We start from the raw sequence: 25,131 nt of genomic DNA, 5'->3' as shown, positions 1-25,131 counted from the left end.
CTTCAGCCGCGATTCCCTCATTGCCGGTCGCGGCTGAAGCCGCTCCTACGGGTCATGCCACGCCGGGCACTGTCTCGCCCCGCGCGACCGGCGCATGCTATTCCTCCCGGTCCGCCCGGAACCCGCGTCATGACCCTGCGCAGTCTGTTCGTCGACTTCAACAGCTACTTCGCCTCGGTGGAACAGCACGAGCGGCCGGAGCTGCGCGGCCGACCGGTTGGCGTGGCCCCGGTGACGGCGGAAACCACCAGCCTGATCGCCGCCAGCCACGAGGCCAAGGCCTGCGGCGTGAGCACCGGCACCATGGTGCGCGAGGCGCGCCGGCTGTGCCCCGGCATCGCCATCGTCACCGCGCGGCCAGAGCGCTACGTGACGTGGCACACCACGTTGAAGGAAGCGATCTACCGCGCCATCCCCATCGCCCACGTCGGCTCCATCGACGAGATGGCATGCGAGCTGGTGGGCCGCCAGCGCCAGCGCGCTGCAGCCGAACAAATCGCACGGCAGGTGAAAGATGAAATCGCCAAGGTCGCGCCCGGCGGCGCGATCCGCTGCTCCATCGGCATCGCACCCAACGACTTCCTCGCCAAGACCGCCACCGACATGCAGAAGCCCGACGGCCTGGTGGTGATCGAACAGGCCGACCTGCCGCGGGCGCTGCACGGCCTCAAGCTGCGCGACCTGTGCGGCATCGGCGCCTCGATGCAGGCGCGCCTGCAGGCTGAGGGCATCTTCACCGTCGAGCAACTCACCGCCGCGTCGAAGCTGGTGCTGCGCCGCGCGTGGGGCAGCATCGAAGGCGAACGCATGTGGGGCCTGCTGCGTGGCGCGTGGCTGCCCGCCCCCGCGACCACGCGCGGCTCGCTGGGCCACTCGCACGTGCTCGGCCCCGAGCTGCGCACGCCCGAGGGCGCACTCGCGGTGCTGAAGAAACTGCTGGTGAAAGCCGCCATGCGCCTGCGCCGCGACCAGTTGCTGGCCGGCGCGATGGCGGTGCGCATCCGCTATGTCGGCTACGACGAACGCTGGGAAGGCGCCATCAACTTCGCCCCTACCGACGACAGCCGCGGCCTGCTGCACCTCCTGGCGGGCATGCTGGCCGCCGGCCGCGTGCGCGGCCGCCTGCTGCCGGGACCCGCCCGCGCCGTACCGCTGTCGGTGAGCATCACCCTGCTGCGCCTCGCCGAACGCGCGCAGACCAGCGGCTCGCTGTTCGCACCCGCCGACGACACACGCAAGATCGACGCGGTAGTGGACCGCATCAATACGAAATACGGCCTCAACAAGGTCTACTTCGGTGGCATGCAAGCCGCACTGGCCCACGACGCCGCGCCCATGCGCATTCCGTTCAACCGCATCCCCGATGGCGGCAGCGAGCAGGAAGCCGAGAACAACGCGCTATGGCTGCAATCGCTCAATCGCTTCAAGGCGATGACGGAAGGGGAGCATCGGCGGCGGGAGAAGGAGCGAAGCGGCGTGCACGCGGACAAGCCCTCGCATGGCCGAAGCTGACCGTATCCGGCATGCACGTTCCATCGAGGGAGCGAATCTGCAGTCGCCATAGCTGGTTTACCCGTTCCAAGCACCGTCACGCCATGCATGCTGGCGAGGTCTGCTTTCGACCCCAGGCGGCACCGTTGTATCGATCGAGGGTCGTAGCTACTGTCACTCGGAAAATGGCCCGTTAGCTTCCCGGTGACAATGGGAGCGCATCCGTCGATGCGACGCCTCCCACACTTCAGGAGAACCCATGTTTGACCACGTCGTATTCGGAGTCAGCGACTATGCAGCGAGCAAAGCGTTCTTCCTCAAGGCACTCGAACCGATCGGCCTGGCCGTAGTTTCGGAGGGGCCGCTCGGTATCGAGCTTAGCTCGGACGGCAAGGTTTCATTGTGCATGTTCCAGACCGAGGAGAAGCCAGCGCATCTTCACCTGGCGTTCGTGGCCGAGAATCGCCAGCAGGTCGAGGCTTTCTATCGCGCGGCTCTGGATGCGGGTGGCAATGACAATGGCGCGCCTGGTCTGCGCCCGAACTACAGCGGGAAATACTATGCGGCTTTCGTCATCGGTCCGGACGGCCACAACATCGAGGTGGTTTGCCACGAACCCGAGGCCTGACGTCGCACATCCGCCAGACCTGCCATCCGTCCATGCAGTTTCCGGATGGCTGTCCGCTTGGGTCCGGCCGAACGATTTCACCAAGCTGTTGCATCGACCGGCTGAGGTCGCCACCCCAGGCGGATCTTGCGCGGTCTACCGTGTACTGACTACTCGCGTAGACCCGGTGTATGTAGCGACCCAAATCCAGGAGCGGCCTGAACGCCAGGAACGGGCCAATATGGCCGTCGGAAAAAAACGTAACCACGGATGCGGGCAGGCGAGACGCGCGATACCGCCGATCAGACCCAGGAGCCAGAATTTTCCGGACAACCTGTCGAATTTCGGCCTCGCCGTTCGTCGTTGTAATGAAGGCAGGGCAACCGACCCGGCTGAAGGCCCATCAGGAGACGACAATGCCGCAATATCTGGTTTCTGGTTACCTCCCCGACAACTACGACCCGTCCGCCGAAACCGAGGCGACTATCGAGGCGATCCACGCACTCAATCGCGAGATGATCGCTGCTGGTGTCAGGAAGTTCGCCTGCGGCCTGGGCCCGGCCCGGGCAGTACGGACGCAGTCCAATGGCGAAGTACTCATCACCGACGGGCCGTACCTGGAGACCAAGGAGCACGTGGGTGGTTTTTGGATACTGGAAACCGCGGATCTCGACGAGGCGACGGCGTGGGCGCGCAAGGGCGCCGAGGCGTGCCGCGCATCGATTGAGATACGCCCGATCTTTTTCGTGCCGGACCCGAATGGAGCAGAGGATTAGCCAGTCGCCGCAGACCAGCCGCCAACCGGCACTATGCAGCGCCGGCCTCGAGGCCGGCTCCGTGGGCAGGTGCTCAACCGGTTCAAGGCGATGACGGAGGGTCAAGCATGGGCCGATGGATCGATCCACATCGTGGCGGGCAAGCTTGCGAGGTCCTTGTCCAAACCCGTCCTTGATCCGATGCGTGTTCCGGCCTGGATTTGTGTTGGCACTCCAGCCTGGCTGGCAGCAACAATGATGCATCACTGGCCAAGCTCCAGATGGAACCTGCCGACATGCATGCGTTGTCGGCTGATTGCCATGGCCAATAGACTGCGGCAAGCACAACCCGGGAGGGGGCATGCGCTTCTGTCTGTATGCAATTCTTGGCCTATTGGCGGCCGCCGCCCACGCGCAATCAATTTTCAAATGCAAGCAGCAAGACGGGACCACGGCATATCAAGACCATCCATGCCCTGGCGCCATCCAATGCCCGTCCTGCCATGACAATCACGCCTGGCGATGAAGCGAGTGCCCACCCGTCACAGTCGCAACGCCTTACGCCCCGACAACGAGCACAGTTGACACAAGCTCTGGAGCGCCTACGGGCTGAACTACAGACAATACAAGCGAAACAGGCGCAAGCAGCTAGATTTACACCGCAAGGACAGGCTGATACCCATTGATGCGCACAGATTGACTACACATGTCGCCACGCGATAGGCTGGCTACACGTGTAGTCAAGGGGCGCAAGATGCCGACCGCGATAAGCAGAGCGTGGGTAGCAGCCGTCCTGGGTATGGGTTTCATGCAAACGGCAGCCGGGGTTGCAGGCTGTTCGGCCACCGCGTCGACTTTCGAAGCAGAAAGCGCCAGCTACCACCGGCAATTTGTTCCGGTGGCAGATGGAGTGCGGCTGGAAGTGCTCGATTGGGGCGGAACTGGGCGACCACTAGTACTCTTGGCGGGGCTTGGCAATACGGCGCATGTGTTCGATTCGACTGCCCCGGAATTGGCGCGACGTTTTCACGTTTATGGCATCACTAGACGCGGCTTCGGAGCATCGTCCGTGCCCAAGAACGGCTATGACGCCGATCGGCTGGCCGATGATGTCATGGCCGTGGTCAAAGCACTCGGTATCGATCGCCCCATCCTTGCCGGCCATTCGATCGCCGGCGAGGAGTTGAGCGCGGCAGGGACACGCTATCAAGGCAAAATTGCCGGACTGATCTACCTCGATGCCGCGCACGAATACGCGATCTACGATCAGGCTCGCGGAGCCTATCATCCTGACTTGAGTCATCTGTCCGCGCAGATTTCGCGCATGCACGATGACCCGACAGACAAGTCGCAGATGACTAAGCTGTTGAATGAAGTCTCAGTGTTGCAACGGAGCCTTGGGAGCGAGCTTGCTGGGGTAGCTGCGGATGACGCCAGCACAACGGGGGCTCCGCCTTCCGAACCAACGCCCAAAGAACTGGCCAGTTTCCCGGCGTTTCGTTGTTTCGTCTCTGCACAACTCGGGGGAGTCATACCTGAAGACGAGATACGCCAGACGTTTGCGACAAGCGCCACGGGCGGCGTCGGAGAGCAGAAAGCACCGGCGTTCGTTTACAACGCCATCCTTGAAGGCGAAGAGCGCTTCCACGCACCCGACGTGCCCATACTCGACATCGTCCCCGTACCACGCACGTCGGATCTTCCAGTCGGCAGTGATGAGGCGAAGCGTCAAGCAGCGGATGCGCTGCACACTCGAATGCAGGAGCAAGAGATCGCTACGCTCCAGCGTCAACAACCATCGGCAAAAATCGTGCGGATACCGCACGGCCACCACTTCGTATTCCTGTCCAATCCGGCCGAAGTCGTGAGCGCCATGACCCAGTTCGGGGAGCAGCTGCCCTAGGTCCGCTTGCGGACCTGGAGCTGTAATCAGCGACCCGCCAACAGCGACGCCGCCCCGGCGTGGTGGTGCACATCGCCACACCGTTGATCGTGGTCACCGCGCGCTCCAGCAGCTGGATGTCCACCTCGTGCTGGCGTGCCATACACCGACCCTCGAAGGCGATCGCGCGACGGCAGTGACGCTCCAGCACCAGGCCGGCGATCTGCGCGGGAGGCCCTTCGGCGCACGGAGGAGGCGGATCCCGAACCCTTGTTTCGCGAAACCCTCATCTCGAGGGTTTTACGCTGCTCTGGATCGACTACCCGGGGAGGGCTGCCATGTTCAAGCATTCGGTACTCGTTTTGCTGCTCGCTGCGTTCGCCTCTCTTGCTTTTGCGGACAACCCTCCGAAAGTTCACCAGCCTACGCTCACGCCGCAATCGAGCGGCACCACCCAGCTGCTGATCGCCGTCAGCCCGGTGAATTCACGCGTGGTCTGGGCCGCGGGAGCCGGGGGAACCTACGTGGTGACCACCGACGGCGGCAATACCTGGAAGTCCGGCGTGGTGCCCGGCGCGGAGAATCTGCAGTTCCGCGACGTCCATGCCGTGAGCGACCGGATCGCCTATTTGTCGTCGGTCGGCGCCAACACCACCGACTTCAAGATCTACAAAACCGTCGATGGCGGCGCACACTGGACGGTGGAATTCACCAACCAGCTTGCCAACGCGTTCTACGACTGTTTCGCCTTCTGGTCCCCCGACCGCGGCATCGCGCACAGCGATTCGGTGAACGGGGTGTTTCCCGATCTGCGCACCTCCGACGGCATCCATTGGCAGTCCATCGCCGGCCGTATGCCGCCAGCGCTCCCCGGGGAAGCCTCGTTCGCATCGAGCGGAACCTGCATCACCACGCAGGGAAAGCAGAACGCGTGGATTGCCACCGGCGGTTCGACCACAGCGCGCATCCTGGCGACGCGCGATGGCGGCAACACCTGGAACGCTTATGCCACTCCGCTCGTCAGCAACGCCAGTGCTGGCGGCTTGAGCGTGGCTTTCCGCGATGCGCGCAACGGGTTTGTCGGCGGCGGCGACTTGTCGAGCAATACCTCAGCCGACGCAGCGACCTCTCACGATGGTGGCGCGACCTGGACGCTGACCAGCCCACCGCCGGTCCCCGGAGCGGTCTTCTGCGTGGCGTACGTCCGAGGCCTGCGCGATCGCCACTTTTCAAACGGCGAGGACGATCAGGGTCAAGACCGGAATGACCATGGCGACCATCGCCCTCAATTCGACCGCACGGTCGTGATTACCGCCGAAACCGCACCCGATTTCAATTCAGGATCGGCGGCCTGGACTCCCGACGAAGGCCAGACCTGGTATTGGCTGCCCACCGTGAGCGGATACTGGGCCGTCGCTTTCGCGAATCCGAAAGCCGGATGGTTCGTCGGCAACAACGGACAGATTCTGAAGATCAGTTTCTGAACTTCGGGAAGTTCCAGGCAAGATCGGACTCGTGCAAGGGGAGTCGACACCGGAGTGATGGTCCGGTTACGCCGTCGCGCCTCGCTTCGACCGAACCCGCTCCCGGAGGAGAGGGTTCGCCCATGAAGGTTTTCCTCACGCTCGCCATCGCCGCGGCCGCTTCCACCTACATGGCCAACACGCGTGCGATGGAGGCCGCCAGAACAGGAGTCAGAGTAGGGTTCTCCAGGAAATCCCTCCTTCCCATTGCTTTCAGCTTGCGCGATTCACCCGCAAGCCAATACGCGATCAACCGCCCACCCGCCGATTCCTCCGCAACTCCACTGCCTCGGCCCAGCGCGCCGCCACTCTCGGCGTGGTGATGCATACCGCCGCGTCGGTGACCGTGGTCACCGCGCGTTCCAGCAGCTGGATGTCGGCCTCGTGCTGGCGCGCCACGTGCGGATCCTCGAAGAAGATCGCGCGCTGGCAGCGGCGCTCGAGCACCAGGTCGGCGATCTGCGCGTCGCCGCCCATCGGGCCGCTCTGGTAGCGGTTCGCCCACGGCTCGCCTTGCGGCCAGCCGCGGCTCCATGCCAGCTCGTTGAGGCGCTGGCCGGTGGTGCCGGTGGCCACGCGGCGGGCGAAGCGCGACAGCGTGTCGAAGTGCTGGGCCGCGTAGGCCAGCATCGCGGGCTTCATCGCATCGTGGGCGATCAGTGCCAGCGTCTGCGACTCGAACGCGTGCAGGTCGTCGGCGCCGGGATCGGGCGCCAGCCCCGCGTGCATGCGTTCCAACTCGATCCAGTCGCGCGCCGAGGCCACGGTGGAAAGGAAGGGCTTGGCATGGATCACGCACTGGCGCTTGAGCGCCACCGCCTCGGGGAATACCGAGGACGGATCGACCGGATCGATGAAATAGATCGCGCCGTCCAGCGTGCGCGTATCGCCGTCCATGCCCACCACTTCGGCCACCAGCTTCATCAGGCCGCCGGCGCGGCCGTAGGGATAGCGGCGCAGCGGTGCGTAGCCTGCGAGCAGGCCCGCGCGCTCGATGGCGTCATGGGTGCGGCCTACCGCATGCAGGCCAAGCCCGAGCTCGCGGATGCCGCGCTCGCAGGCGCGCAACCAGCGGAACAGCGCCGCGTCGTCGTGGCTGTGGTGCAGCTGGTTGGCGGCGAGGCCGAGACGCATGGGGTGTCCTTTTGGTTGGTAGCGATGCTTTTACCCGTCATTCCGACGTAGGTCGGAATGACGGGCAGAAAGGCCGTTCGCACTGAGCGTAGCTTGCGACAGCAAGCGACGCGAGGAGCGGCCACGGATGGCCGCGCTTTGGTGAGCGAGGAAGTCGAAATGCCCACATGGCCCTTCGACCCTTCGGGCCTATGCTCAGGATGAACGGTCAAAAATCATCGCCCTTCAAGCGACCGCCGCAGCCGCCTCCGCCTCCGCCTCCGCCTCCGCCAGCATGCGCGCGATCGAGGCCGCTGCCTCGCGGCCGTCGTGCACCGCGCGCACCACCAGGTCGGCACCGCGCACGTTGTCGCCGCCGGCGAAGATGCGCGGGTGGCTGGTCTGTTGCGGCAGCGCGCCGCCCGCGCCGGTGACGATGCGTCCCGAGGACGCCAGCTTCACGCCGTGCGAGGCCAGCCAGTCGGGCGGGCTGGGCAGGAAGCCGAAGGCCTGGATCACCACGTCGGCACGCAGCTCGCTTTCGCTGCCTTCGACGTTGCGCGGGCGTGGGCGGCCGTGGCCGTCGTCCACCAGTTCGGTTTCCACCACGCGCACGGCACGTGCACGGCCGTGCTCGTCGCCGAGGATCTCCAGCGGCTGGCGCTGGAACAGGAAGTTCACGCCTTCCTCGCGGCTGTAGCCCACCTCGCGCGCGGAGCCGGGCATGCTGGCCTCGTCGCGGCGGTAGACGCAGGTGACCGAGGCCGCGCCGAGGCGGATCGCAGTGCGGTTGCAGTCCATGCCGGTGTCGCCGCCGCCCAGCACCACCACGTGCCGGCCGCGCAGGTCGAACGCGGGCGGCGGCGGCTCGTCGCGCAGCAGGCGCTCGGTGTTGCCGATCAGGAAGGGCAGCGCGTCGTGCACGCCGTGCAGCTCGCGGCCGGGCAGCTTGCCGTCCACGTAGGTGTAGGCCCCGGTGCCCACGAACACCGCGTCGTAATCGTCCAGCAGTTCGCCGAACTCGATGTCGCGGCCCACCTCGCGGCCCAGCAGGAAGCGCACGCCCATGCCTTCGAGCAGTTCGTGGCGCAGGCGCATCACCTGCTTGTCGAGCTTGAACGGCGGGATGCCGTAGGTGAGCAGGCCGCCGATCTCCGGCTGGCGGTCGTACACGTCGGCGGCGATGCCCGCGCGGCGCAGGCGATCGGCGCAGGCCAGGCCCGCCGGGCCGGCACCGACGATGGCCACGCGCCGGCCGGTCTCGCGCACCGCGGACAGGTCGGGCCGCCAGCCGCGGCGCAGCGCCTCGTCGGTGACCCAGCGCTCCACGCTGCCGATGGTCACCGCGCCGAAGTCGGTCTGCTCCAGCGTGCAGGCACCCTCGCACAGGCGATCCTGCGGACAGACGCGACCGCAGATCTCCGGCAGCGGGTTGGTCTCGTACATCAGCGTGGCCGCTTCCATGATGCGGCCGTGCTGCACCAGCTTCAGCCAATCCGGAATGTAGTTGTGCACCGGGCAAGCATGCTCGCAATAGGGATTGCCGCAATCCAGGCAGCGTTCGGCTTGCGTACCGGCCTGCGGCGCCGCGAAATCGCCGGAGATTTCCCCGTAGCCCAGCACGCGGATCGCCACCGGCACCGTGCGCGGCGTCTGCCGCGGCACATCGAGGAACTGGAACAGCTTGTCGCTCATGCCGACCCCCGCGTGTTCTGCGAACACCGCCCAGACAAAACTGATTGTTGCCGTTGCTGTTGCCGCTGCTTCCGCTCGAAGGCGGCCAGGATGGCCGCGCCTTTGAACGGGGCCCCTCGACGGCGCCGAGGAGCGGAGCCGGCAACAGGGGAAAGCCAAACTGTCTGAGGCCATGGATGGCCGAGTTGTTTGGCGGCCTGTTGCCGGCGAGCACCGCAGGGGACGCGGCAGGCAGAGCCTGCCCCGGACTCGATCCGGGGAAGCCTGCCGCGCGCCGGCGCGGGGTGGCCTTCTCTTTGGTTACTTTCTCTGACTCCGTGCATCCTGCCCTTCGCCCTTCGGGCCAGCTGCGCTGTTCGCCCGCGCTCCAGGCGCGGGCGTGGCCACGCAAGAGAAAGTGACCCGGCCGCCGGCAGGCGGACGGAAGCGCTGTGTCGCTTGCGAAAAACCTGCTCAAGGGGAGCTTGAGGCAAGCGCCCGCCCCTCATCCCAACCTTCTCCCCAGCGGGGAGAAGGGGCGAACGCAAGGAGCGCGCCATTTGATTGAAGCGGCGCATCACGCCGCCCTCCGCAACTCTTCCGCCAACACGGCCAAGCTCGCCGCCTTCGGCTTCACCAGCCAGAACTTGTATTGCAGCCCGCGGAAATCGCGCAGCACCTGCCGGCCCCAGTCGCTGCCGGTGAGCTCGACATGGCGCGTCACCAGGCCGCGCAGGTGCTGCATGTAGTGCTCCATGCCCTCGGGCGAAATGCGCAGGATGTCGACCAGCTCGTGGTTGTAGCAGTCCACGAAATCGCGTTCGAGGTCGAGCACGTAGGCGAAGCCGCCGGTCATGCCCGCGCCGAAGTTGAGGCCGACCTTGCCCAGCACCGCCACCACGCCGCCGGTCATGTACTCGCAGCAGTGGTCGCCTGCGCCTTCCACCACCGCCACCGCGCCGGAATTGCGCACGGCGAAGCGTTCGCCGGCGCGGCCCGCGGCGTACAGCTCGCCGCCGGTGGCGCCGTAGAGGCAGGTGTTGCCGATGATCGAGGCATCCTGGCTGGAGAACGGCGCATCGGCGGGCGGGCGCACCACGATGCGGCCACCGGCCATGCCCTTGCCCACGCCATCGTTCGCTTCACCGGTGAGCTCGATATGCACGCCTCCGGCGTTCCACGCGCCCAGGCTCTGGCCCGCCGCCCCCTCCAGTTGCAGCACGATCGGGGACTCGTCCATGCCGTGGTCGCCATGCCGGCGCGCGATGTCGCCGGAGAGCCGCGCACCGATCGCACGGTCGGTATTGGCGATCGCGTAGCTGAAGTGCCCACCTTCGCCCAGCTCGACCAGCGGCGCGGTATCCGCCGCGATGCGCGTGGCCAGCGCCGCGGCGTCGCGCACCGGGTTGCGTGCCATCGCGCAGGCCGTGTCGCTGGCCGCGCCGAGGCTGGCGCCGTCGAGCAGTGGCGCGAGGTCGAGGCCGTGGCGCACCGGCGTGGCGTCGTCGCGCTGCGCCAGCAGTTCGCTGCGGCCGACCAACTCGGCCAGCGAACGCACGCCCAGCCGCGCGAGATGCTCGCGCACGTCGGCGGCGATGAAGCGGAAGTAGTTCATCACCATTTCCGGCAGGCCGGTGAAGTGCTCCTTGCGCAGCACCGGATGCTGGGTGGCGACGCCGGTGGCGCAGTTGTTGAGGTGGCAGATGCGCAGGTACTTGCAGCCCAGCGCCACCATCGGGCCGGTGCCGAAGCCGAAGCTCTCGGCGCCGAGCAGCGCGGCCTTGATCACGTCGAGGCCGGTCTTCAGGCCGCCGTCGGTCTGCAGGCGCACGCGGCCGCGCAGCTCGTTGCGGCGCAGGGTCTGCTGCGTTTCGGCCAGGCCGAGTTCCCACGGCGTGCCGGCGTACTTGATCGAGGTGAGGGGGCTGGCGCCGGTGCCGCCGTCGTGGCCGCTCACCGTGATCAGGTCCGCACCCGCCTTCACCACGCCCGCGGCCACCGTGCCCACGCCGGCGTGACTGACCAGCTTCACCGAGACCAGCGCGCCGGGATTCACTTCCTTGAGGTCGTGGATCAGCTCGGCGAGGTCCTCGATGGAATAGATGTCGTGGTGCGGCGGCGGCGAGATCAGGCCGATGCCGGGCTTGGCATAGCGCAGCCGCGCGATGGTGGCGTCCACCTTGTGGCCGGGCAGCTGGCCGCCCTCGCCGGGCTTGGCGCCCTGCGCGATCTTGATCTGCAGCACTTCGGCGTTGACCAGGTAGGCGGGCGTGACGCCGAAGCGGCCGGAGGCGACCTGCTTGATCTTCGACATCTTCTCGGTGCCGTAGCGCGCCGGATCCTCGCCGCCCTCGCCGGAATTGCTGCGCGCGCCCAGCCGGTTCATCGCGGCGGCCAGTGCCTCGTGCGCCTCGGGCGACAACGCGCCCAGCGACATGCCGGCGGAGTCGAAGCGCCGCAGGATCGCCTCGACCGGCTCCACCTCGTCCAGCGGCACCGGCGCACCCAGCGGCTGCACGGCGAGCAGGTCGCGCAACGCCGAGGGCGGGCGATGGTCGACGTGGTCGGCGTAGGCGCGGTAGTCGGCTGGGTCGCCCGTGCGCACCGCCTGCTGCAGCGTGGCGATCACGTCGGGGTTGTACATGTGGTACTCGCCACCGTGCACGAACTTGTACAGGCCGCCGGCGCGCAGCGGCTGCGCCGCGTTCCACGCTTCGGCGGCGAGCAGGCGCTGCTCGTTCTCCAGCTCGGCGAAACCGGCGCCGCCGATGCGCGAGGGCGTGCCGGGGAAGCACAGCGCCACCACTTCCGGCGCCAGCCCCACGATCTCGAACAGCTGCGCGCCGCGGTAGCCGGCGATGGTGGAGATGCCCATCTTCGACAGGATCTTCAACAACCCCTTGCGGATGCCGCGGCGGTAGCTGCGGCCGATCTCCAGCCGGTCGCCCTCGATGTGGCCCTCGCGGCCCAGCTCGAACAGGCTCTGGTAGGCCAGCCATGGGTAGATCGCGGTGGCGCCGAAGCCGAGCAGGCAGGCGAACTGGTGCGCGTCGCGCGGCGTGGCGGTCTCCACCATGATGTTGCACTGGCAGCGCAGGCCCTGCTCGACCAGGTGGGCATGCACCGCGCCGGTGGCGAGCAGGGAGTGGATCGGCAGCTTGTCGCGTTCGGGGTAGCGGTCGCTGAGGAACACCAGCGCGTTGCCTTCGCGCACCGACTGCGCCACGTCCTCGCACAGCCGGCGCAGCGCCGCTTCCAGCCCGGATCCAGGCGTGTACATCAGGTCGAAGCGCGGCGTGTTCACGAATTGCGGCAAGGCCAACAGCTGGCGGAGCTTGCGCTGCGAGAGGATCGGCGAATTGATCAGCACCTGCTTCGCGTTCTCGGGCTTCAGCTCGAACACGTTGCCTTCCGCGCCGATCTGGGTGACCAGCGACATCACCAGCTTCTCGCGCAGCGGATCGATCGGCGGATTGGTGACCTGGGCGAAAGCCTGGCGAAAACGGTCGAACAACGGCCGCACCTGCCGCGACAGCGCCGCGACCGGGGTGTCGTCACCCATCGCGCCGGTGGCCTCGGCCTCGAGTTCGGCGATCACCTTCAGCACCGTCTCGCGTTCCTCGCGCGAGAGGCCGTACAGCTTCTGGTAGCAGCGCAGCTGGTCCACCGGCAGCGGCTCGGCGGCCAGCGAGGGATCGATCAGGTCGGATTCCAGATAGCTCACGCCGGCGCGCAGCCAGTCGCGGTACGGCGCGCGCTTGCGGTTGACCGCGTCGATGTCGGCGTCGCGCAACAGGCGGTGTTCGCGGAAATCCACCGCGATCATCTCGCCCGGCGCGAGGCGGCCCTTGGCGACCACGCGCGCCGAAGGCACGTCCCACAGGCCCGCCTCGGAGGCGATGATGAAGTGCTTGTCGTCGGACAGCGCCCAGCGTGCGGGGCGCAGGCCGTTGCGGTCCAGCGTACAGGCGGCGTAGCGGCCGTCGCACATGACCAGGCCGGCGGGACCGTCCCAGGGTTCGCTGTGCAGCGCGTAGTACTCGTAGAACGCCGCGAGGTCCTCGTCGATGTTCTCGCGCGCGGCAAACGCCGGCGGCACCAGCACGCGCATCGCGGCGAGCAGGTCGAGGCCGCCGGCCAGCAGCACCTCCAGCGCGTTGTCCAGGCTCTCCGAATCCGAGCCCTGCTGGCGCACCAGCGGGCCGAGGTCGCCCAGCTCCACCCGCGGCGAGCGCCAGATCGTCTCGCGCGCCTGCATCCAGCGGCGGTTCGCGCGGATGGTGTTGATCTCGCCGTTGTGCGCCAGCAGGCGGAACGGCTGCGCCAGCCGCCACTGCGGCGTGGTGTTGGTGGAGAAGCGCTGGTGGAACACCACCGCGTCGGCGACCAGGGCCGGATGCGCGAGATCGGCGAACACCTCGCGCAACCGGCCCGGCGCGGCCATCGCCTTGTAGCCGATCAGCTCCGCCGTCAGCGTCACCACATAAAACGCCGTATCGTCGACCAGCGCGGTCTCGGCGCGACGGCGCGCGCGGAACAGCGCCAGCTCGAACGCCTCGTCGTCCATGCCATCGCCGGCATCGACGAACACCTGCCGCACGCGCGGCCGTGCGGCGGCGGCCAGCGGACCGCAGGCATCCTCGTTCACCGCCACCTCGCGCCAGCCCGCCACGCGCACGCCTTCTTCGGCGAGATGCCGTTCCAACACGTTCGCCGCCGTGCCGTCGGACGGGTCGAGGAACACCAGGCCTGCCGCAAAGCGTTCGCCGGTCGCAATGCCAGCCTCGCTCGCCAATGCGCGCAACCACGCCTGCGGGCGGCGGATCAGCACGCCGCAGCCGTCGCCGCTCACGCCGTCCGCGTTCACTGCGCCGCGATGCGAGAGTTTCGCCAGCGCCTCGAATGCGGTGTCGACGACCCACGCGCTGGCGCGGCCGTCGATCTGCGCGACCAGGCCGAAACCGCAGCTGTCGTGCTCGAACGCCGCGTCATACAGGCTTGTTCCACCGGACTGCTTCATCTTGCTCACTCGCTGGATGGCGGGGCACAGAAGGCCAGCGGCGCCGGGGCGCCGGTCTGGATTCGTGGTTTGCGATTCGACTACAACACAATTGCTGCGTCGCGTCAAAGACTTCTATACGTCCAAATGAAATATTCCCCGCGACCGGCGCAAACGCCTGTCGCGACAGCATTCGCCGGGACGCCCGCACCGTGGCGGCCGCGCGCCTTCACCTCGAGCCCGCAAGTTTTCGCCACGCATCGCATCTTCCTTTTGTTGCATGGCTGTCATGCACGGGGCCTAGCGTGCCGGACCGCATCCTGCCCCCTCACCCTCCGGACCCGCCCATGCCCCAGCCCATGCCCGCCTCCCGTCCCCGCGGCGGCGCCCTGCTCGTCCTCGCCATCGCCGCCGTGCTGGCGGCACCGGTCCGCGCCGATGACACGAACGGCGCGCAGCCCGCGTCGACGAACGACACCGGCCCCGCCGCCACCCCGCAGGATGCCAAGAACCTCAGCGCGATCCAGGTGACCGCCGCCACGACCGCGACCACCATCGCGCCGACGCAGGGCTCCATGGTGGCGACCGAACCGCAGTCGACCGTCGGCAGCCTGTACATCCAGGAGAACATTGCGCCGACCGGCGACTACACCGACGCGGCCGCCATTTCACCGAGCGTGTACACCGTGACGCCGAACGGCTCCGGCCTGATGGAAGCGCCGGTCGTCTCGATCCGCGGCTTCCAGGACGGCCAGTACAACGTGACGTTCGACGGCATTCCGTGGATGGACTCCAACGACTTCACGCACCACTCCACCTCGTACTTCACCAACCAGGAAACCAGCAGCGTCACGGTCGACCGCGGCCCGGGCACGGCCGGCACGCTCGGCAACGCCACGTTCGGCGGCACCATTTCGGTGGATTCGATCAACCCGCAGGACACGCTCAACGTCAGCCCGTACCTCAGCTTCGGCAGCTGGAGCACGGACGTCGAAGGCGCCCGCATCGACACCGGCAAGCTCAACGACGGCGGCACCAGCGCCGTGATCAACGTGCAGAACAGCTCGTCGGACGGCTATCTCAGCTACGCCGGCCAGCGCCGCCAGAGCGTATTCGCCAAGGTGGTGCAGCCGCTGGACGACCACACCACGCTGACCTTCGTCGCCATGGCGAACAAGCTCGACCAGTACGTGCCGTTCGGCGCCACCAAGGCGCAGATCGCGCAGTACGGCGTGAACTACGGCCTGGTCAACGATCCCACCAGCCAGGCCTACTACCGCTACAACCAGGACAAGATCAACACCAACCTCGGCTACATCGGCCTGCATTCGGAGTTCGACGGCTGGACGATCGACAACAAGGCCTACACCTACGGCTACAACCATTTCGGCTTCAACGGCGAAGATCCGAACGGCGAAACGCCGAACGGCACCTACTACAGCCCCACCGACGTACCCGGCCAGCACATGCGCAACACGAACCGTTCGTGGGGCGACATCTTCCGCCTGGGCAAGGAACTCGGCCCCGGCGAAGTGCGCACCGGCGTGTGGTACGACCACCAGGACGACATCCGCTGGCTGTATGAATTCGACGACACGATCGACCAGTTGAATCCGGTGATCGCGCCCGGCGCACCCTCGCTGGCGCTGGCATCGGCCGATCGCCGCATGAACGACACGCTGGTCACGATCCAGCCGTTCCTCGAATACCAGTGGAACATCACCGACAACGCGTACTTCATCGGCGGCGTGAAGTACAACCGCTTCGAACGTGACCTCGACGCCCCGGTGAACCAGAAGACGGAAACCCCGCTGACCTATTCCAAGACCTGGAACGCCACCCTGCCATCGGCCTCGTTCCACTACTCGTTCAGCTCCGACTGGACGGCCTATGCGCAGTGGGCCAAGGGTTACCTCGCGCCCAACCTCAACCTGCTGTACGTGCCCAACCCGGCGGTTTCCGACAGCGCCGTGGCCCCGGAAAAGACCACCAACTGGCAGATGGGCACCACCTGGAGCGCCGACAACCTGACGCTGTCCGGCGACATCTACAAGATCGACTTCAACAACTTCGTGCAGAGCCAGAAGGTCGGCGGCGTCACGGAGTTCTACAACGGCGGCGGCGTGCACTACAAAGGCCTCGAACTCGAAGGCACCTACATGCTGGGCGCCGGCTTCAGCGTCTACGCCAATGGCTCGCTCAACCGCGCGATCCAGACCGCGGACAACTCCTGGAACCCCAACACGCCGCACAAGACCGCCGCGCTGGGCCTGCTCTACCGCAACGGCCCCGTGTACGCGTCGCTGGTCGACAAGTTCGTCGGCAAGACCTACTACACCGCCAACGCCAACGACGACACCCCGATCGGCGGCTATGCGGTGACCAACTTCGCCGCCAGCTACCGCTTCGACCCGCACCTGGCCGACGTGAAGGACATCAAGATCGGCTTCCAGGTCAACAACCTGTTCAACAACACGACCATCAACGCCCTGGCCGGCACCACCGTGGCCGACAGCACGCCGCTGTTCTGGACCATCCCGGCGCGCAACTACAACGTCACCATTTCGGCCGACCTGTTCTGATGAAACGCCTCGCACTGTTTGTGCTGGCGCTGCTGATCGGCCGGTCCGCACTGGCCGACGGCAACGGGCCCGCGGTCGACCTCACGGCGCTGCTGCCTCCCCCGCCCGCCGCCGGTTCGCCGACGGCACGGCAGGACATGGCCGGCGTGCTGGCGGTGCAGGCCCGGCGCACGCCCATGGAGATCGCCGCGGCGGAAGCCGACCAGGCGCACAGCGTGTTCCGCTTCGCCGACGTGTTCGGCGCGGCGTTCACGCCGGACCGGCTGCCGCACACGGCGGCGTTCTTCGCGCGCGTGGCGGCCTATGACAAAGGCGAAGTGAAGGCGGCGAAGCTGTTCTGGCAACACCCGCGTCCCGTGCAGGCATCGCACCGGGTGCATCCGCTGAGCGTGGAGAAACCGAACGACTGGAGCTACCCCAGCGGCCACTCCACGCTGGGCTACACCGAGGCGGTGCTGCTGGCGAACATGGTGCCGGAACGGCGGGCGGCGATCTTCGCCCGCGCCGACCTGTACGCCCATCACCGCATCGTGATGGGCGTGCACTACCCCAGCGACGTGGAAGCCGGGCGGCTCGCCGGCACCGTGCTCGGCAGCCGGCTGCTGGACGATCCCGCCTGGCAGGCGGCCTATGCGGCGGCACGAGCCGAGCTGCGCAAGGCACTCGCACTGCCGGGCGAGCCGGCGGCGTCGACCGTCGCCGCCCGCTGACGGCGACCGACGGACATCGACGTCATCGCATGAACGACCGCACCGCGGACGGCTCGCCCCCGTCCGCGGGCTCGGCGATAATCGGCCGATGCCCAGCCCCGTCCGCGTCGCCCGCCTCCCTGTCCTCACTGTCCTGGCACTGAGCGCCGCACTCGCCGTCGCGCCGACGCAGGCACGACAGGACAAGAGCCACGCCGAGCAGGCTGCAGCGAAGCAGAAGCTGAGCAACCTGCACCAGGAACTGCAGGTGCTGGACAAGCGCCAGGCCGCCACCGCCGCACGCCGCGACCAGCTCAACACCGAGCTGGCGCAGCAGACCACCGCGCTGGCCGCCGCCGCACGGGCCTTGCGCGACACCGACGCCCAGCTCGCCGCCAAGCAGCAGCAACTCGACCAGTTGCAGCAGCAACGGGCCGAGCTGAAGCAGAAGCTCGCCAACCAGCGCGCCGCGATCGCCGACCTGCTGCGTGCCAGCTATGCGCTGGGCCACGGCTCGGACCTGCGCCTGCTGCTGGACAACGAGGACGTGGGCCGGATCGCGCGGGCGCTGGTCTACTCGAAGTACTTCCAGCAGGACCGCACGCAGAAGGTGCAGCAGCTGATGGCCAGCCTGGCCCAGCTGCAGACGCTGGAAACCCGGATCACCACCGAGCAGCAGGCACTGCAGGCCGTGCGCGCGCAGCGCGAGCAACAGAGCCGGCAACTGGCGAAGCAGCGAACCGCGCAGCAGAAGCTGGCCGCCGAAACCGACGCCACCTACCAGGACCAGGCCCAGCGGCTGGCCGCGCTGAAACAGGACGAGCAGTCGCTCAATACCCTGGTCGACCACCTGCAGAAACAGATCGACCAGGCGATGCGCGAAGCCGCCGCCCGCGAGGCCGCGCGTCAGGCGGCCGCGCGCAAGCATGGCGGCAAGGCACCGCCGCCGCTGGAAGTGGGCAATGCCGGCGCCAACATCCGCGGCAACCTGCCGTGGCCGGCATCGGGCGATGTGCGCCGCTACGGCAACGGCGTGCTGATCCGCGCCAGCGGCGGCAGCGAAGTGCACGCGGTGGCCAACGGCCGGGTGGTCTATGCCGGCTTCCTGCGCGGCTACGGCATGCTGCTGATCCTCAACCACGGCAACGGCTGGATGAGCATGTACGGCAACAACGAAACGCTGCTGCACGGCGTGGGCGATGCGGTGACCGCCGGCCAGGCGGTAGGCACGGCCAGCGCGCCCACCGGCGTCAACACCGGCGTCTATTTCGAACTGCGCCACGACGGCCAGCCGGTCGATCCGCGCAGCTGGCTCGGCCAGCACCGCTGAACCGGCCCGCACAGCCGGTTCAGCCAGCACCGTTGACGGCCGCCCGCCATCGTCGCAGGCTGGCGGTGTCGAAACCCGCTGCCCGCGCGGCGGGGCGTCCCCATTCCCCGGAGTCTCGTTCCATGCGGTTTTCCACCTACAGCCTGTGCGCCCTGCTGCTGGCGGCGCCGTTCGTGCATGCACAGACCGCGCCGGCACCGGCCGCGAGCGCACCCGAGCCGCCCACCGACCTGGCGCCCACCCACGTCCGCGCCAGCGCCCCCGCCACGCCTGGCGGCAACCAGGTCGACCTGCAGGACATCCGCCGCTTCAGCCGCGTCTACGACATCGTGCGCCAGGCCTACGTGGAGCCGGTGAGCAACCACGAGCTGATGAGGGACGCGATCACCGGCATGCTCGCCGGGCTCGACCCGCACAGCGAATACCTGGACAAGGAGGGCCTGGCCCAGCTCGACGAGGACACCACCGGCCAGTACAGCGGCCTCGGCATCGAGGTGCTCGAGCAGGACGGCGGACTGCTGATCGTCACCCCGATCGACGACACGCCCGCCTCGCGCGCCGGCATCAAGCCCGGCGACAGCATCGTGAAGATCGACGGCGTGCTGGTCGACCCGCAGAACGTGGACGACATGTTCAAGAAGCTGCGCGGCAAGCCCGGCAGCAAGATCACGCTGACCATCGTGCACAAGGGCGGCGACAATCCGGTGGACATGCACCTCACGCGCGAGAACATCGCGATCACCAGCGTCAAGGTGCGCCAGCTCGAACCGGGCTTCGACTACATCCGCATCACCCAGTTCCAGAGCGATACCGCGCCCGACCTCGAGCGCAAGCTGGCCGCACTGATCGGCAAGGACGGCGCGCCGAAGGGCGCCGTGCTCGACCTGCGCAACAACCCCGGCGGCCTGCTCACCGCCGCGGTTTCGGTGAGCGACGACTTCCTCGACTCGGGCACCATCGTCACCACCCGCGGCCGCCTGCCCGACTCCAACATGAGCTTCAGCGCACACCCCGGCGACCTGCTCAACGGCGCGCCACTGGTGGTGCTGGTGAACCACGGCACCGCCTCGGCCGCCGAGATCGTCTCCGGCGCGCTGAAGGACAACCACCGCGCCCTGCTGATGGGCCAGCGCACCTTCGGCAAGGGCGTGGTGCAGACCGTGCTGCCGCTGGATGCCGACCACGCGGTGAAGATCACCACCGCGCGCTACTACACGCCCAACGGCACCTCGATCCAGGCCGAAGGCATCAAGCCCGACATCCCGCTCGCCGACCTCAGCGTGCGCAAGGCCGACGAGGCGCCCGAGCTGATCAGCTCCGAGGCCGACCTGCCCAACCATCTCGCCAACGAGAATGCGAAGGCCGGCGGCAGCATCGACGCCGACGGCAGCGCCGCCGAGGGTGCGCTCGCCACCAGCGACTACGCGCTGGCGCAGGCGCTCAACGTGCTCAAGGGCATGGCGCTGGGACGCGGTGCACCGGTGGCAAAGTAGGAGCGGCTTCAGCCGCGACCAACGCGGTGGAGGAATCGCGGCTGAAGCCGCTCCTACAAGCCGCTCCTACAGCCGTTCGCCCTGATCCGCTTCCAGCAGCTCCGCCGGCAGCGGCAGCATGTCCATTCCGCGCGCGAACAGCATCGCCTGGAAACGCTCGCCCATGCGGTCAGGCAAGGTAAGCCGCTTCACTTCCTGCGCCAGCCGGTAACGCGCCGCTTCGTCGGCGGCCCGCGCATGGGCGGCCTCGAAGGCTTCCTGCAGGCCGCTGGCGATCAGGAACTGCGCCTGCGGCAGATAGGCGGCCACGCCGAAACCGGCGCTGTTGCCGGCCTCGGCCAGTGCGGTGAAATCCACCGAGGCAGTGAGGTCGTTGAGGCCGGGCAACCACAGCGGATCGCCGTGCGCGTGGTGGCGGTAGTGCGCCATCAGCGTGCCGTCGCGGCGCCCGGGCTGGTAGAACTCGCGGCGCACGTAGCCGTAGTCGACGAACAGCATCACGCCGGCCTCCAGCGAACCGGCCACCGCCTGCAGCCAGTACGGCAGCTGCGGCAGGATCTCGGTGCGGTAGCCGTCGGCGAGATCCGTGCCGAGGTCGCGCTCGACATGGCGCACCGCACCGGCCACCAGCGCGTCGGCCGGGCGATCCACGCGCATCAGCCGGCCCTCGCCGTCCAGCGCCACGTGTTCCTCGTACACCTCGCCGTCACGCATCGCGATGCGCGTGGTGGGCAGCGCGTCGATCACCTCGTTGGCGAACAGCACGCCGCGCCAGCCGTGATCGGGCGGGCCGTCCAGCCACCTGACGCGCGCGTTGACTTCGGCCGGCAAGGCAGCGGCGAGACGCTCGCGCTGGCGTTCGCGCAGGTCGGCGCTGGGTTCGAGCAGCAGGTAGCGATGCGGCAGGCTGCCGGCCTCGGCGAAGGCCTTGAGCGCCGCCTCCGCGAACGCACCGCTGCCGCCGCCCAGTTCGAGGAAGGTCGCTTCGCCGCCCAGCGTGTCCAGCACCGGCGCCACCGCATTCACCACGCAGCGCGCGAACAGTTCGCCCAGCTCCGGCGCGGTGACGAAATCGCCCGCCTCGCCGAACTTGGTCTTGCCCGCGCTGTAATAGCCCAGCCCCGGCGCGTACAGGCTGCGCTCCATGAACTGCGCGAACGGCATCGGTCCGTGCGCGGCGATCTGCTCGCGCAGCAGGCGCAGCAGGCGGTCGGAATGCGCGCGTTCGTCGGCGCTGGGCTCGGGGAGTCGGGACTGCATCGGTGCTGGCATTGCGGGAATCCGCGGCAAGCATAGCGGATGGTGGACTCAATCCTGCGGCAGCAGCCCCGCGGCCAGCAATCCCGAGACATACAGACCGAAGCCGAACACGGCATGCGTCAGCAGGCTGCGCAGGCGCGCGCGGTTCGGCCGCGGCGTTCTCGACGCGGCGAAGCCGGCGCCCATGCCCGGCTGCAGCAGAGCGAACGGAAAGATCACCGTGGCCAGCCCGAAGCCCAATGCAGGCGGCAGCGTGGGGTGCTTCGCCCAGGCCGGCCCCGCCAGTGCAAGCAGGGCCGCGGCGAACACGATGCCGGTCGCGTAGTGGGCCAGCCAGCCGAGCGCACGCTCGCCGCGGACGGGCGCTGCCTGCGCAATGCTCTGGTGTGCGAAACGTCCGCGCACCAAGTGTCCGAACCAGCGGCCAGCCAGCGCCCAGTCCATCGACGGAACGCCGAGGGCATGCCGCAGCAGCCATGCCCAGAGATCCGTCGCCAGCGTGGCGCCGATGCCGACCAGCAGCGTGAAGGCGACAATCGCACCCATCGCCATCGCGCTCAGAAATCCTTCTGCAGGCTGAGGTACAGGCCGCGCCGCGGTCCGAACTGCGGCGCGCCCACGCCGACACCGGTGCCGTCACGCAGCTCGTAGGTCCGGTCCAGTGCATTGATCACCGCCAGCTGGGTATGCAGCTTGCCGAAACGGTCGAACATGAAGTCGTGCGAGACATTCAGGTTGAGCTGGAAGTAGGCCGGCAGATGATCGCCATTCGGCACCAGGCCATCGCTGCGCAGGCCGGTGCCGAACAGGTAGTCGGCGCCGAGCTTGGTGTTGTCGTCCAGCGCGTAGCTGACGCCGCCGGAGGACGTGTATTTCTGGTCGTGGTCGAGGTAGATGTAGTTGTTCGCGATGTAGGCCAGCTCCGCGGGATCGAAGTTGTACTGGCTGGTGACCACGTCCTTGCCCATCGCCTTGGTGTAGGCGAAGTTGAAGTAGCCCGACCACGGGCCGCTGTCATAGTTGGCGGTGAATTCCGCGCCGGCCACGCGGCCCAGGCGGTAGTTGAAGGTGGAGTAGACCAGCGCCTGGCCGAACTGGCCTTCGTCCTGCAGGTCGTGCACGTCGCGGTAGTAGGTGTCCAGACCCAGCGTCCAGGCGCTGCCGAGGTTCTGCGACACGCCCACGTCGAAGTAATTCGAACGCTCCGCCAGCGGTTCGTTGTCGCCGTAGTTCTTCACCGCGTTGGTGGTGCCGGCGAAGGCCGCGATGTTCGCGGCAGTGATCATCTCGGTGGCCGGCGGCGTGAAGTAGCGCGAATAACCGGCGTGCACGGTGGTGCTGTCGGTGGCCTGCCAGACCACGCCGACACGCGGGCTGAGCTGGCTCTGCGTGGTGCCGAAGGACTTGTACATGTCGCCGCGCAGGCCGTAGTTCACCGTCCAGTCCTGGCCGATGCTCCACTCGTCCTGCACGTAGGCGGACCAGGTCCTGGCGACGATCTGGTCGCTGGTGAAGATGCCGAGCGGCGTCGTGCTGGCCTGGTTGCCGTCGGCGTCGGCCGGGAACACCAGCGAGTCGGTGTTGGTGCCGGCGCGGTCGTAGCTGCCGTACACGCCATAGCGCAGGGTGTGCGTGTCGTTGAGCGGCGTGGAGAAATCCGCCTGCAGCGTGCTGGCGCGATCCGACTGATTGATCGCCCCGGCCACGCCGTTGAACATCAGGTCGCCAATGTCGTCCGGCAGGTACTGCAGGCCGCTGTAGCGCTGGCCCAGCGAGACCTGGTAGCCGGTCTGCCCCAGCTTGCCCTGCAGCGACAGCACGCCGAAACGGGTCTGTTCGTTCTGCTGCTCGTTGAGGTTGGCGGAGTCGAAGTTGGTGACGTCGAGGTAGCCGAACTGCGGCGTCTGGCCCGGATTGTCCGGGATCTGGAAGCGGTTGTTGGCGAAGCCGAACATGAAGCTCAGCCGCGTGTCGTTGTCGATCAGGTAGGAGATGTCGCCGAAGCCCTTGACCTGGTTGGTATGGTCGTGGATCGGCGTGCGGCTGGCGGTGGGGTTCTCGATGCCGACGTTGTTTTGCAGGTAGTTGGCGGTGAAATAGGCGCTCCAGTTGCCGCTGTTGCCCCACAGCGAGACGTTCGGGTTGAAGGTGCCGAACGAGCCGCCGGTGACGCCGATGCTGCCGCCGTTGCCGAGGTCGGCGCCGCTCTTGGTGGTGATGTCCACCACCGCCGCGGTGCGCAGGCCGTACTGCGCCGGCAGCGCGCCATCGAGCAGGCTCACGCTCTGGATGGCCCGCGCGTCCAGGGTCTGGCCGAAGCCGGAGATGGACTCGGGGATGATCACGCCGTTGATGCGGTACTGCAGGTTCGCGTGGTCGCCGCGCACGTGCAGGCCGCCATAGGAATCCTGCACCACGCCCGGCGCCTGCAGGATCACCTGGTTCACCGGGGTGGAGGCGCCCAGCGGCAGCGCCTGGATCGCCTTCTGGTCGATCACGTACTGGCTGCTGCCGGTGTCCGGCGACAGTGCGTTGCGCGCCTGGTCCAGCGCGGCGGAAACGCTGATCGCGCCGAGATCGTGCACCTTCGGCGCGGGGCGGTTGCGCGTGCCGCCGGGAGTGTCGTCCGTCGTCGTGCCGCTGGTCGTGGTGGAGTCGGTGGCAGGCGTGACGTCGCCGGCGCGCGCATGGACGGACACCGCGCACAACGCGGCGGCGAGGCTGAGGGCGAGCGGGGAAAGCTTCATGGACTGGGGCTCCAGGGGACGGTGGCCCGGCGCTGCGGCCGGATCCATATTCGTAATGTTATAACATTACCAATACGAGCCCAAGCCGACCCGGGCCACAAGTCATGGATGCGAAGAAGCAGGCATGGATTGAGCTCCGCTTCATGCCGGCGCCCTAGACTGGTTTTCTCGCGCGCCACGCCAGCGCATCCACGGAGTGCGCCATGAACCAGCGACGCCCGCCCGATGCCGATCACCCGGACAGCAGCAGCCGGCAGGTTCCGGCCGTGATCGGCGGGCACGAGGAGGCGAACCGGATCACCCAGGCCATCCTCGATTTCGTCAGCCGCATCCCCGACAGCAAGGTGGGCGGCACCGCCGATCCGCGGGCGCGGGCGCGCCAGCTCGCCGGCCGCGCCGCGCAGCGTGCGGCGCTCACCGCCGGCACGCTGGCGCTGCCGCCCGGTCCGCTGGGCTGGCTCACCGTGCTGCCGGAGCTGGTGACGATCTGGAAGCTGCAGGCGCAGATGGTCAGCGACATCGCCGCCGCCTACGGCCGCCACGCCGAGCTGGGCCGCGAGCAGATGCTGTACTGCCTGTTCCGCCACACCGCAGCGCAGGCCTTCCGCGACCTGGTGGTGCGCATGGGCGACCGCCTGCTGTTCCGCCGCATGTCGCATGCGGTGGTGGAACGCGTCGCCAAGCAGCTGGGCGTGAAGCTCAGCCGCCGCGCGCTGGGCGAAGGTGTATCGCGCTGGCTGCCGGTGATCGGCGCGCTGGGCGTGGGCGCCTACGCGTACTACGACACCGGGCAGGTGGCCGCCACCGCGATCGAGCTGTTCGACGGCGGCATTGAGCACGAAGGAGGCGAGCTGCCGGCGCAACCGCCGACGCCCGCGCGGCACGCAGCCCCACCGGCACGCGAAGCCGCGCGCAAGCTCGCCGGTGCGGTGCGCAAGGCCGCCACGCGCAAGCGCCGCTCGCCCCCGGACGAGGCATGAGGCGCC

At 67.8% G+C, this 25,131-nt stretch carries 17 protein-coding genes; 11 read left to right on the top strand and 6 right to left on the bottom strand.

The genetic code is table 11. The features are described 5' to 3' along the window. Positions 1-129: 129 nt before the first annotated feature. The 6 genes from ABQJ54_RS16940 (at position 130) to ABQJ54_RS16910 (ending at position 6,219) form a co-directional block, all read left to right on the top strand. Positions 130-1,512 carry a DNA polymerase Y family protein gene (locus ABQJ54_RS16940; RefSeq protein WP_367855501.1) on the top strand — a complete coding sequence of 461 codons (1,383 nt, stop codon included), beginning with the start codon at positions 130-132 and terminating at the stop codon, positions 1,510-1,512. 238 nt (positions 1,513-1,750) lie between these two features. Next, positions 1,751-2,119, top strand: a complete 369-nt coding sequence (locus ABQJ54_RS16935) for a VOC family protein (protein WP_367855500.1) — start codon at positions 1,751-1,753, stop codon at positions 2,117-2,119. A 395-nt stretch (positions 2,120-2,514) separates the two neighbouring features. Beyond that, positions 2,515-2,874, top strand: coding sequence for a YciI family protein (locus ABQJ54_RS16930; protein WP_367855499.1), 360 nt, complete (start codon positions 2,515-2,517; stop codon positions 2,872-2,874). 340 nt (positions 2,875-3,214) lie between these two features. After that, positions 3,215-3,379, top strand: coding sequence for a DUF4124 domain-containing protein (locus ABQJ54_RS16925; protein ID WP_367855498.1), 165 nt, complete (start codon positions 3,215-3,217; stop codon positions 3,377-3,379). Positions 3,380-3,661: 282 nt separating this feature from the next. Further along, the gene (locus ABQJ54_RS16920) at positions 3,662-4,756 is read left to right on the top strand and encodes an alpha/beta fold hydrolase (protein WP_367855497.1); all 1,095 of its coding nucleotides are present in this window, start codon (positions 3,662-3,664) and stop codon (positions 4,754-4,756) included. 317 nt (positions 4,757-5,073) lie between these two features. Continuing rightward, the gene (locus tag ABQJ54_RS16910; protein ID WP_367855496.1) at positions 5,074-6,219 is read left to right on the top strand and encodes a WD40/YVTN/BNR-like repeat-containing protein; all 1,146 of its coding nucleotides are present in this window, start codon (positions 5,074-5,076) and stop codon (positions 6,217-6,219) included. Positions 6,220-6,507: 288 nt separating this feature from the next. Here ABQJ54_RS16910 and ABQJ54_RS16905 read toward each other — a convergent pair whose 3' ends face one another. The 3 genes from ABQJ54_RS16905 to gltB form a co-directional block, all read right to left on the bottom strand. Beyond that, a complete protein-coding gene (locus ABQJ54_RS16905) occupies positions 6,508-7,392 on the bottom strand; it encodes a methylglyoxal synthase (RefSeq protein WP_367855495.1) in 885 nt (294 codons plus the stop codon). Positions 7,393-7,617: 225 nt separating this feature from the next. Then, a complete protein-coding gene (locus ABQJ54_RS16900) occupies positions 7,618-9,066 on the bottom strand; it encodes an FAD-dependent oxidoreductase (protein WP_367855494.1) in 1,449 nt (482 codons plus the stop codon). A gap of 556 nt (positions 9,067-9,622) precedes the next feature. Further along, positions 9,623-14,065, bottom strand: coding sequence for a glutamate synthase large subunit (gltB, locus tag ABQJ54_RS16895; RefSeq protein WP_367855493.1), 4,443 nt, complete (start codon positions 14,063-14,065; stop codon positions 9,623-9,625). A gap of 326 nt (positions 14,066-14,391) precedes the next feature. Between gltB and ABQJ54_RS16890 the strand changes: the two genes are divergently transcribed. From ABQJ54_RS16890 to ABQJ54_RS16875, 4 genes are all read left to right on the top strand, one after another. Continuing rightward, positions 14,392-16,626 (top strand): TonB-dependent receptor, encoded by a 2,235-nt coding sequence (locus tag ABQJ54_RS16890; protein WP_367855492.1) that lies wholly within the window; start codon positions 14,392-14,394, stop codon positions 16,624-16,626. Continuing rightward, positions 16,626-17,336, top strand: coding sequence for an acid phosphatase (locus tag ABQJ54_RS16885; protein ID WP_367855491.1), 711 nt, complete (start codon positions 16,626-16,628; stop codon positions 17,334-17,336). The genes ABQJ54_RS16890 and ABQJ54_RS16885 overlap by 1 nt, the downstream gene beginning before the upstream one ends. Positions 17,337-17,424: 88 nt before the next feature. Further along, complete coding sequence (locus ABQJ54_RS16880; protein WP_367855490.1) at positions 17,425-18,645, top strand: murein hydrolase activator EnvC family protein; 1,221 nt, start codon at positions 17,425-17,427, stop codon at positions 18,643-18,645. Between the two features lie 122 nt (positions 18,646-18,767). Beyond that, entirely contained in the window at positions 18,768-20,138 is a 1,371-nt protein-coding gene (locus tag ABQJ54_RS16875; RefSeq protein ID WP_367855489.1) for a S41 family peptidase, read from the top strand. A 66-nt stretch (positions 20,139-20,204) separates the two neighbouring features. Here ABQJ54_RS16875 and ABQJ54_RS16870 read toward each other — a convergent pair whose 3' ends face one another. The 3 genes from ABQJ54_RS16870 to ABQJ54_RS16860 are packed head-to-tail and all read right to left on the bottom strand — an operon-like array spanning position 20,205 to position 24,145. Next, a complete protein-coding gene (locus ABQJ54_RS16870; RefSeq protein WP_367855488.1) occupies positions 20,205-21,398 on the bottom strand; it encodes a class I SAM-dependent methyltransferase in 1,194 nt (397 codons plus the stop codon). 48 nt (positions 21,399-21,446) lie between these two features. Beyond that, complete coding sequence (locus tag ABQJ54_RS16865) at positions 21,447-21,944, bottom strand: DUF2938 domain-containing protein (protein ID WP_367855487.1); 498 nt, start codon at positions 21,942-21,944, stop codon at positions 21,447-21,449. Positions 21,945-21,955: 11 nt separating this feature from the next. Beyond that, positions 21,956-24,145, bottom strand: coding sequence for a TonB-dependent receptor (locus ABQJ54_RS16860; RefSeq protein WP_367855486.1), 2,190 nt, complete (start codon positions 24,143-24,145; stop codon positions 21,956-21,958). A gap of 203 nt (positions 24,146-24,348) precedes the next feature. Here ABQJ54_RS16860 and ABQJ54_RS16855 point away from each other — a divergent pair, with 203 nt between their 5' ends. Then, a complete protein-coding gene (locus ABQJ54_RS16855; RefSeq protein ID WP_367855485.1) occupies positions 24,349-25,125 on the top strand; it encodes a hypothetical protein in 777 nt (258 codons plus the stop codon). Positions 25,126-25,131: the final 6 nt, after the last annotated feature.

It is taken from the genome of Rhodanobacter lycopersici, assembly GCF_040812335.1.
Taxonomy (GTDB): Bacteria; Pseudomonadota; Gammaproteobacteria; order Xanthomonadales; family Rhodanobacteraceae; genus Rhodanobacter_A; species Rhodanobacter_A lycopersici.
The sequence above is the reverse complement of the archived record's forward strand: the minus strand, read 5'-3'. Positions and strand labels throughout refer to the sequence as shown.